General features: G+C 72.0%; 7 protein-coding genes. 4 read left to right on the plus strand and 3 right to left on the minus strand.

What is annotated here, in order from left to right:
* Position 1 precedes the first annotated feature (1 nt).
* Genes VS93_RS08035 through VS93_RS08050 form a run of 4 tightly spaced genes read left to right on the plus strand, consistent with a single transcriptional unit; the run spans position 2 to position 4,076 of the window.
* Positions 2-349 carry a hypothetical protein gene (locus VS93_RS08035; protein WP_046469350.1) on the plus strand — a complete coding sequence of 116 codons (348 nt, stop codon included), beginning with the start codon at positions 2-4 and terminating at the stop codon, positions 347-349.
* Positions 349-2,034 carry a solute symporter family protein gene (locus tag VS93_RS08040; protein ID WP_046469351.1) on the plus strand — a complete coding sequence of 562 codons (1,686 nt, stop codon included), beginning with the start codon at positions 349-351 and terminating at the stop codon, positions 2,032-2,034. Before VS93_RS08035 ends, VS93_RS08040 begins: the two co-directional genes overlap by 1 nt.
* Positions 2,031-3,320, plus strand: a complete 1,290-nt coding sequence (locus VS93_RS08045; protein WP_046469352.1) for a sensor histidine kinase — start codon at positions 2,031-2,033, stop codon at positions 3,318-3,320. Before VS93_RS08040 ends, VS93_RS08045 begins: the two co-directional genes overlap by 4 nt.
* A gap of 3 nt (positions 3,321-3,323) precedes the next feature.
* Positions 3,324-4,076, plus strand: coding sequence for a LytR/AlgR family response regulator transcription factor (locus tag VS93_RS08050; RefSeq protein WP_046469353.1), 753 nt, complete (start codon positions 3,324-3,326; stop codon positions 4,074-4,076).
* A gap of 108 nt (positions 4,077-4,184) precedes the next feature.
* Here VS93_RS08050 and VS93_RS08055 read toward each other — a convergent pair whose 3' ends face one another.
* The 3 genes from VS93_RS08055 to pglZ form a co-directional block, all read right to left on the minus strand.
* Entirely contained in the window at positions 4,185-6,332 is a 2,148-nt protein-coding gene (locus VS93_RS08055; protein WP_046469354.1) for a DEAD/DEAH box helicase, read from the minus strand.
* Positions 6,332-7,660, minus strand: coding sequence for a BREX system ATP-binding protein BrxD (gene brxD, locus VS93_RS08060; RefSeq protein ID WP_046469371.1), 1,329 nt, complete (start codon positions 7,658-7,660; stop codon positions 6,332-6,334). Before brxD ends, VS93_RS08055 begins: the two co-directional genes overlap by 1 nt.
* 87 nt (positions 7,661-7,747) lie before the next feature.
* Positions 7,748-9,640, minus strand: a 1,893-nt coding sequence (gene pglZ / locus VS93_RS08065; RefSeq protein WP_046469355.1) for a BREX-2 system phosphatase PglZ, incomplete at its 5' end; no start/stop codon positions are given.

Below are 9,640 nucleotides of genomic sequence, written 5' to 3' on the forward strand. Positions count from 1 at the left end.
CGTGCGGTCCGACGAGCCGTTCGACACCGGCCCCGTTGACGAACACGACACGCCCGCTGAGGTGGACGCGGCGTTCCGCACGCTGCGCCGGGTCGCCTTCGGCCATGTCGCGGTGTTCGCCGGGGTCGTCACCATCGTCCCGCTGCTCGCCGCCGCCCTCGGCTGGTGGTCGCAGGGGCGGCTCTTCGGCGGGATGAGCCCCATGTTCGCCATGACCGCCTTCGGGCTCTACGTCTTCTTCTTCGTGGTCTGCCTCGCCGCGGCGACCCTGTCCAACGCGGTCGAGGAACGGATGCTCGGAGGTCCCGGCCGAGAGGCCCATCACGAGGACGGGGCGGCACCGCCGTGATGGTGAGCATCATCCTTCTCGCCGTCCTGCTGGTGGCGGTCGGATCGATCGCCGTTCTGATCCGGCCGCGAGGCGCTTCCACCTTCGAGTTCTACCTGGCCGGACGGCGGGTCGGCGTGGTCACCAACGCCTGCGCGATCTGCGGGGACTACTTCTCGGCCGCCTCCTTCCTGGGCGTGGCCGCGGCCGTGTACGCCTCCGGTCTGGACGGCATGTGGTACGCGACCGGGTTCGCCGCGGGGTTCGTCCCCGTGCTGCTCTTCATCGCCGCACCGCTGCGCCGGTTCGGCGAGTTCTCCATCCCCGACTTCCTGGGACGGCGGCTGGACTCGCACAGCGTGCGCTTCACGTCGGTCGCCATCGTCCAGCTGATCATCCTGGCCTACCTGGTGCCGCAGGCGGTGGCCAGCGGAATCACCTGGGAACTCTTCGTCGGCTACGGTCTGGGCGGCCTCTCCCCGTACGCAACGGGCGTGCTCGTCTCGACCGCCGCCATAACGCTGCTGGTCGCTCTGGGCGGCATGCGCGGCACGACATGGACCCAGGCGGTGCAGTTCCTGCTGCTGCTGGCCGTCTTCGTCTGGCTCGCCATCGTCGTCGTCGGATCCGGGTTCAACTACCCGAACGCGGTGCAGGAGCTGTCCTCCCGGCCACTGGCCAACCCCGAGGAGGTCGGCGGCAGCTGGCAACTGGAGCCGGTCACCAACCGGCTGGATCCGGAGACCCCGGCCTTCTTCGGGGAGCCGGGCGGACAGTACGGCCAACTCGGCCAGTTCGCGCTGATCGTGTCACTGGCCATGGGAACGGCCGGTCTCCCGCACATCATGAACCGCTACTTCACCAGTCCCACGGGGACCGCGGCGCGCATGACCACCGTCTGGGTGCTGGGACTGGCCGGCCTGTTCTACGTGCTGGCGGTCCTGCTCGGTACCGCCGCCCGCTCCGTCATACTCGACGTGGCCGGGGAGCTTCCCTGGCTGAACGAGCTGACGACCGACGGGATCCTCCGTGTGCCCGAACACGCCCTGCTGGTCCTCGGGCAGATCTTCGGCGGGCGGGCCGGTCTCGGACTGATCGCGGTGGGCGCGCTGATCGCGGTGCTGTCCACCATCGCCGGCCTGCTGCTGGCCTCGGCCGCCTCGTGGGGGCACGACGTCTACGAGCGGCACATCAACCCGCAGGCCACCCAGCGCCAGGCGCTGTGGGTCGGGCGCGCCGCGGTCGCCATCGTCGCCGTGCTGTCGGCGATGCTGGCGCTGGCCGTGCGCCCCGAGTCGCTCGCCGGGCAGTTTCCCTCGATCGTGGCTACCATGGTGACGTGGGCGTTCGCCCTAGCGGGCTCGGCACTGACCCCCGTGTTCATCCTCGTCATCTGGTGGCGCGGAACCACCGGACCAGGGGCCGTCGCGGGCATGATCACCGGAGCGGTGATCGCGATCGGCATGTGCGCCGCGGGCGTACTGCTCGGCGACGCCGGCTACGGGGAGCTGCTGCTGACCCCGACGATCGTGTCCGCGCCCTGCGGGGCCGCCGTGGCGGTCGCGGTGTCGCTGGCGACCCGGCCGCCGGAGAACCTGGACCGGATCTGGGTACGGCTGCACGGCACCGCTGCCGACCGCCGGGCGGCCAAGCTCGCCCGGCTCACCATGGCCGGCATCAGTCGACGAACAGGCGGCCGCCGATGAGCAACGGCAGTCTCCCTCTCGCCGGGGTCATCGTCCTCGCGTGGGGAGCCGTCTACCTGGTCACCCAGCTCATCACCGATCCTCCGCTGGGGACCGGGACCACTCTGCTGATCGGCGTCGGCCTGACCGTCACGCTGATCTTCGGCTACCCCTCGGCGCTCCGCGGCCCGCGGAGCAAGCGTTCCGCCCAGGTGGTAACCGCCAGCCAGCAGCAGGGCCGGCACGGCACCACGATCGCCGCGGTCGGCCGGTCCATACCGCTGCGGTCCGGGCTGACCACCGAAGGCGCGCGCCGCACCGTTCAACTGCTGCAGCCGCTACTCAGCGGAGACGCGGTGGCGATCACCGACCGGGAGCGGATCCTCGCGTTCGCCGGCCCGGGGGCCGACCACCACCGGACGGGAGACACCTCGGTGGCGCCGGCCGAGCGCGCGCTGAACAACGAGAAGACCGTACTCGTGCGGCGGCGCTCCGAACTGGGATGCTCTACCGACGACTGCCCACTGCACACCGCGGTGATCGCGCCGCTGACGGACGGCAAGCGGGCTGTGGGCACGCTCCAGGTCTACCGGCTGGACGGAACCCTGTCCCCGCGGGGCGTGGTGGAGGGCCTGGCGGGCATCCTCTCCCTGCATCTAGAACTGGCCGAGCTCAACCGCCAGCAGCGGCTCGCGGTGGACGCGAAGCTCGACGCGCTGCGCGCCCAGATCAACCCGCACTTCCTGTTCAACACGCTGAACACCATCGCGTCCAAGGTGCACACCGACACCGAGGAGACGCGGCAGCTGCTGGTGCGCCTCTCGGACTTCTTCCGCTACGTGGTCCGTCAGGAGGGGCACTTCGCGGAGTTCGGGCAGGAGTACTTCTTCGTCCGCACCTACGTCTCCCTGGAGCAGGCGCGCTACGGGGACCGGGTGCAGGTCCGCTACGACATCGACCCGCAGGTGCTCACCGCGCACGTGCCGGTCCTCATCATCCAGCCGCTGGTGGAGAACGCGGTGAAGCACGGACTCGCCGGAAAGGTGGACGGGGGCACCGTGACGCTGAAGGCCCGGGTGGACCCGCTGACCCGCACCACGTCCATCCGGGTCGCCGACGACGGGGTGGGCATCCCCTCCGACCTGCTGCGCCGGATCTCCAACGGGGAGCGCCGCGAGGGCGAGGGCCTGGGATTACGTAATATCGCCGGGCGCTTGGCATCGCTCTACGGCGAGCGCTATCGTCTTGACATCCAGTCCACCGAGAATGGTGGGACTGTCGTTGACTTGCGGATCCCACTTGGATGAACTATGCGCGCGCGCTGCCTCATCGTCGACGACGAGGCTCCAGCGCGGGCCGATCTCCGCTACCTGCTGAACAGGTTCGATCACGTCCAGGTCGTCGGGGAGGCGTCCAACGCCGAGGAAGCCCTCCTCCTGCTGGACTCCCTCGACTACGACCTGGTGCTGATGGACATCCGGATGCCCGGCGGGACCGGCCTGGACATCGCCCGGAGCCTGCGCGGCGGCACGCACCCGCCCAAGGTCATCTTCACCACCGCGTTCCCCGACCACGCGGTCGAGGCCTTCGACCTGGACGCGGCGGACTACCTCGTCAAACCGTTCGACGCCGACCGGTTGGAGCGGGCGCTGGACCGGGCGCTGTCCGGCGGCTCCGAGGACACCGACCCGCACCTGGTCCCGCAGCAGCGGTCGGAGGGGGCGGACCCGCCGCACCGCATCCCGGTGCAGAAGGGGGACCGGACCGTTCTGGTCAACGAGTCGTCGATCATCTACGCGGGAGCGGCACGCGGCTACTCCTACCTGCAGCTCGCCGACGAGCGGGTGCTGGTGAGCTTCTCGCTGAACGAGCTGGAGCGCCGGCTGCGCGGCGCCCACTTCTTCCGCGCGCACCGCTCCTACCTGGTGAACCTCGACTACGTGCGCGAACTGGCGCCCGACTTCAAGGGCACGCTCATGCTGGTCATGGACGACCCCCGAGGCAGCCGGGTGGAGGTGTCGCGCCGCCAGGCCCGCGAACTGCGCCGGGTACTGGGGCTGTAGGAGGAGCACCGGGAACGGTCGCCGAACGGCCTGGCCGCCATCGAACCCACCAGCCTCCCCGGTTGCGCGCGGTCCCGCATCCTGAGGGAACCCGCGGGGTCCACGTTCTCAACCCGCGCCATCCGAGGAGTGGGTGAGCTGCAAACGAACCGGCTCGGCCAGTGCGGCGCGCGCCCCCTCGACGTCGGCGAGCCGGGCCGCGAGCGTCGCCACCGCCAGTTTCTCCGGCAGCACAGCGGCGAACTTCAGCCCGTGCACGGCTCTGCGGTCCACATCCGGCAGTACCAGGATCTCGCCGTTGTCCGTGCCCGCGCGAGCCTCGCGCCAGGCGTCCGGGGTCAGGTCCGCACGCAACCGCAGGGACAGATCCGTTGGCCGCTGGACCGGATCGGCGATCGAGGGCAGGGTGGCGATGAGGGTGGCGTTGGCGCGGTAGCCGGCCCAGGTCCACCACCGCACTTCCTCTCCGATTCTGCTCACCAGCGAACCGCCGGGGTGCACGACACCGGGGGCCTCGTCCCGGCGCCACTCGGCCAGGGCGCTCTGGGCCCGGCGGGTGAGCAACACCGGAGGGTCGACGCCGAGCAGCACCTCGCGCATGGCGCGGGTCAGCTCATACGACAGCCCGGCGATGCCGCCGCTGGTCCACTTGGCCACGCCCCCGCCCTCGGCGGGTTCGACGAAGGCCCTCCGCCGATTCCAGTCGATCGCGGTCACCCGCCAACTGCGTCCCCCGAGGAGCAGCAGCCGCGGCCCCGGCCTCTCTTCGGTCAGCACCGAGGTGTCGGTGCGGCCGATCTCCTCGCGCCCTGTCAACACGGTGAACTGCGGCGGCGCGGTGAAAGAGGCGGTCAGTTCGATGAAGTGGCGCCGCCCGAACCGCCGTTCGGCCTCCGGGCCGGCGAACAGCATCCCGTCGTCCTGGTCGAAAAACCCCTGGTCGACCATGTGGCGCAGGATGGGTGCCGCCGAGCGGTCGAAGGGCGCCAGCCCGTTCCACCCCTCCGGCCACAGGTGGTCGCCGATCGTGTGCTTCTGCAGGGTGAGGGCGAGCAGTTGCTGGGCCACCAGGTGGCGCGGCTCGGGCGGCGCGGTCACCGGTTCCACCCAGCCGCGCCCCCACAGCAGGAGCAGCCCCGCGGCCTGGAGCAGCGCCTCGCGCCGGGTCGCGAGGAACAGGCAGTTGCGCACGGCCCCGGACCGCCGACCGGTGCGTCCGATGCGCTGGAGGAACGAGGCTACGGTCGCGGGTGCGTCGATCTGGATCACCCGGTCGAGGTCCCCCACGTCGATGCCGAGTTCGAGCGTGGACGTGGCGACGATGACGCAGTCCCGGGCTTCGGCGAAGGCCCGCTCGGAGCGGGTGCGCTCTTCGGCGGACAGCGACGCGTGGGACAGGTACGCGGTCACGTCGCGGGCGCGCAGGGCTGCGCCCAGCTCTTCCACCTGCCGCCGGGAGTCGCAGAACACCAGCCGCTTCTCGCCCCGGTGCAGTGTCGCGATCACCCTCGCGGCATTGTCGACCGAGCCGACGTAGTCGAGTTCCACCTCGCCGGCGGGGCGGGAGTCGCTCGGCGCCGCGGGCGCGGGATCGGGCGCGACCACCTGACCCGCCCGCTTCTCGGCGTTGGCCCCCTGCAACCAGGTGAGCAACTGGCGCGGGTTTCCCACGGTCGCTGACAGGCCGATCCGCTGGATGGGACGCCCGGTCACGCGCTCCAATCGCTCCAGGACGGCCAGCAGGTGCCATCCCCGATCGTCACCGGCGAAGGCGTGCACCTCGTCCACGACCACCGCGCGCACCTGCCCCAGCAGGTGCGCGTGGTCGGTTTTCACCCCGATCAGCATCGCTTCGAGCGACTCGGGGGTGGTAAGCAGGATGTCGGGCGGGTCGGTGCGGATCCGCTGCCGCCGCGCCTGGCGGGTGTCCCCGTGCCAGAGTTCGGCCCGGCGGCCGAGCCATTGGGCGTAGGAGTCGATCCGGGTGGCCAGGTTGTTGAGCAGCGCCTTGAGCGGGCACAGGTAGAGCACCGACAGGCCGGTCCAGCGCTGGTGCGCCATCGCCGAGAGCAGCGGGAAGCAGGCCGCCTCGGTCTTGCCGCCCGCGGTCGGGGCGAGCAGCACCGCGTCTTTTCCATCTATCAGCGGGGCGATCGCCGCCCGTTGCAGTGGCCGCAGGTCGGGCCAGTTGAGGGTGTTGACGATGTGGTGCGCCACGACCGGATCGAGCCGATCCACGGGGTCGCCGCCGGCCATCACAGGTCCAGGTCGATGTCGTCGGCCGAGGCGGCCAGGTTGCGCTCGGTCTCGGTGAGTTCGCCGCCGGCCACGGTCAGCGTGTAGTGCCGCCGGGGGTCGAAGTCGTCGAACTGGTCGATCCGGTCGAGCACGTCCCCGATGAGCTTCTTCAAAAACAGCCGGGGTGCTACCCCGACCTTGCCGCCCAGTGCCCCGCCGACCGCGCGCGCCAGGTCGGCGACGTAGGCGTCATCGGCCAGGGTCGTGATCCGTTCGGGATCGCCGGCTCCGGCGGCGTAGAGGTCGCGGATGGTGACCCCCAGCTCCACGAGTGACGCCAGGGTGAAGCCGGGCAGCCGCAGTTGCACAGCGCGCGGGTTGTCGAAGCGCGGTTCGGTCGTGAAGTCGGTCGCCAGCCGCTGGGCCAGCGGCGGGAGGCGCTGTACCCCCTGCTGCCCGTCGAAGAACGCCGGGGTTCCGGTGATCACCAGGGACAGGCCGGAGAAACGGCCCGAGTGCACCTCGTCGATGAGCTGCCGCAGCGCGTTGAGGGCCTTGTCGCGGGCGTCGGAGCGCACCCGCTGCAGGGTCTCGACCTCGTCCAGGACGACGAGCAGCCCGGGGTGGCCGCTGTCCCGCAGCACGGTCAGCAGTCCCTGCACGAAGCCCAGCGCTCCGAAGTGGTCGAGGTCGCCGCGCACGCCCGCGGCGCGGCGTGCGGCTGCGGCGACGTGCGGCTGCCCGCCGAGCCAGGACAGCACGGCCGCGGCGGTGGTCTCGTCCCCGGCGGCGAGCGCGCAGCGGTAGCCGTGCAGGGCGGTCGCGAACGACGGGGCGTGCCGCGACACCTCGGCCAGCCGGGCCGCCAGCAGCTTTTCGACCGCCGAAGACAGCTCGTCCTCGCTCGCCCCGTCGGCGAGGGCATCCTCCTCAAGCGCGTAGAACCACGCGTCCACCACTGGCCGCAGCGCGCTCGGCGGGAAGCTGGCGGTGCTGAGCCGCTCGGTCAGCCGCCGGTAGACGGTCTCCAGCTTGTGCAGTGGTGTCTCGGTCTCGGAGATCTGGATCTCGCAGGTGGCGAAGTTGCGCCGCCGGGCGCGTTCGGCGAGCCACCGGGTGAAGAAGGTCTTGCCGGACCCGTACTCGCCGCGCACAGCCTTGAACACCGCCCCGCCGGCGGCGACCGCGTCCAGCTCGGCGTCGAGTGCCTGCTCGAACCGGCCCAGGCCGGTGGCGAACAGATCGAGCCCGCTGTCGGGCACGGCGCCGCGCCGCAGCGCGTCGAGCACAGCACGGCGGCGCGCCGCGCTGACCTGGGCGGGAGGGGGTGATCCGGCACTACTCACGTCCACGAGTCTCCCATCCGGTGTACTGCCGGGAACGCCGATCTCGGCGAAACCGGGGTTATTTCCGCTGTTCAAGGCCCATTTTTGTCAAGATCGGCGGGAGTGGAGGTCGAACTGGTCGCGCAGCAGGGGGGTGTTCAGGCGGAGGGTGCGCCCGTCCGGAAGCGTTTCCAGGACCTGGACGCCGTCGTAGTTGAGCAGTTGGCGCAGCACGGCGGCGAACCCGTCGGCGCGGGACGTGGGGTAGCCGACGCGCTGGGCCAGGGCGGTAGCCGGGAGGGTGCCGGCCTCCAGCAGCACCCGGACCGCGTTCTCCACCTTGTCCATGGACGGTTTGCGGGCCAGCAGCCCCACCTGTGCCTGGAAGGTCTCCGTGGCGAGGAGCCGGTCGACCAGCGCCTCGTCAGGCGCGCCCGGTGCGGGTGCGGCCCGCGTCTCCTCCCGCGCCGGCTCCGGCGGCAGGTCGAACAGCGCGTCGTGTGTCTCCTCCAGCTCCGCCCGCCGTTTGGCGCCCGGTGTCCGGCGGGGTGGCGTCGGTTCGGGGGCCACCGCCGGGGAACCCGCCGCGGTCGCGGGCGGGGCCGCATCCAGGCGCCACCAGGCGGGGCGCTGATCGCCCAGTTCGCGCCACCCCTTGGGGGGCTCCGCGCCGAAGGGAAGGAACGCCAGGACGGGGATGGCGACCTCGGCGAGGGAGGCGCCGCCGTGATAGCCGGCCTTCTGGGAGGTGTAGCGGGTGTCGGCGTCCCACAGGGCGACGATCCCGCCGCCGGCCACCACCCGCGGGCCGGACAGGGCGACCTCGTTCGCGCCTGGCGGGTCGGTGGGCGCGCGGTGCCGGGCGGAGGCCACGTCCGCGCCGTCGACCTTGGCCCCGTGGCGGTCCACAACGTGCCCGTGGTCGCTGGTGAGGAGCACCGCCATGCCCTGGGTGGCGGCCACCCGCAGCAGTTCGCGTAGCTTGCCGATCTCGTCGAGCCGCCACGCGCCGTCGCCGAGTTTCCGCTCGTTGGCGAGCCGGTCGTCGATGGTGTTCAGCACGACGGCGACGTGTGTGCGCTCATCGGCGAGCGCGTCGGCCAGTCCGGGGCCGAACGCGTCGCCGGGGGTCTGGCCGCGCAGGTCGTCCTTGTGGAACACGGCCGCCCGGGCCGGACTCCAGAACCGGTGCCCGCCGAACAGCCGCTTCTCGTCGGCCTGGGTGCCCTGGGTGAGTTCGCCCGCGAACAGCGAGGTGCGCGACACCGCGGTCACGGTGGGCAGGACGGCGGCCATGCCGCGCCGCCGCGGCGGGGAGTCGGCGTCCTCGGGCACCGGGTCGTACTCGGCCCACTGCCGGCGCAGCTCCTCGGCCAGCTCGGCGGCGATGGCGGCGCTCATCCCGTCCAAGAGCAGCAGCAGGACCCGGCGCCCGGAGGCCGCCACGGGTTTGGCGACCCTGGCCAGGAAGGTTTCCACGGTCAGCATCGAGCCGGGGCCGGTCCCGGCCGCCGTCCAGGTGGCGAGCGTTTCGGCGAAGGCCCGGTCGATACCGCGCCGCCGTTCGCGGACCCGCGCGCCCAGCGCGTCGTAGGCGGTTCTCAGCTGCGGGTCGGGGTCGCCGCCGGCCTCGATGTGGTCCAGGGCCCGGTCCACCCAGCCGGTGTCGCCGATGTGGCGCTGCACCGCCGCGGCCACCGTCTCGGCTTCGGTGGCCGGGTCGGTGGCCAGCCACTGGGCGAGCCGCTGTCCCATCCGGGCCCGCTCGATGCGCACCCGCGTGTCAGGGTCGGCGGCCAGCAGGTGCGCGCCCAGATCCGCCACGGCCCGCGCGATCGCGCCGGGTTCTCCGCCTGCCAGGGCCCGCCCGGCCGCGGTGAACCGCGCGTCGAGGCCTTCGCGCAGGACCGGGCTGGCGGCGGCCGCGGTCTCGGCGCCGAACTGGCGTACCAGGTGGCTCGCCCGCTCCAGTACCGGGTCGGTGGTCCGCCGCGCCTCGCG

This window comes from Allosalinactinospora lopnorensis (genome assembly GCF_000981225.1).
Lineage (GTDB): Bacteria > Actinomycetota > Actinomycetes > Streptosporangiales > Streptosporangiaceae > Allosalinactinospora > Allosalinactinospora lopnorensis.

Coding starts and splice junctions, on each gene's coding strand:
- VS93_RS08055 (WP_046469354.1), bottom strand. CDS start 6,332: ATGGCCGGCGGCGACCCCGTGGATCGGCTCGATCCGGTCGTGGCGCAC.
- VS93_RS08045 (WP_046469352.1), top strand. CDS start 2,031: ATGAGCAACGGCAGTCTCCCTCTCGCCGGGGTCATCGTCCTCGCGTGG.
- VS93_RS08050 (WP_046469353.1), top strand. CDS start 3,324: ATGCGCGCGCGCTGCCTCATCGTCGACGACGAGGCTCCAGCGCGGGCC.
- VS93_RS08040 (WP_046469351.1), top strand. CDS start 349: ATGGTGAGCATCATCCTTCTCGCCGTCCTGCTGGTGGCGGTCGGATCG.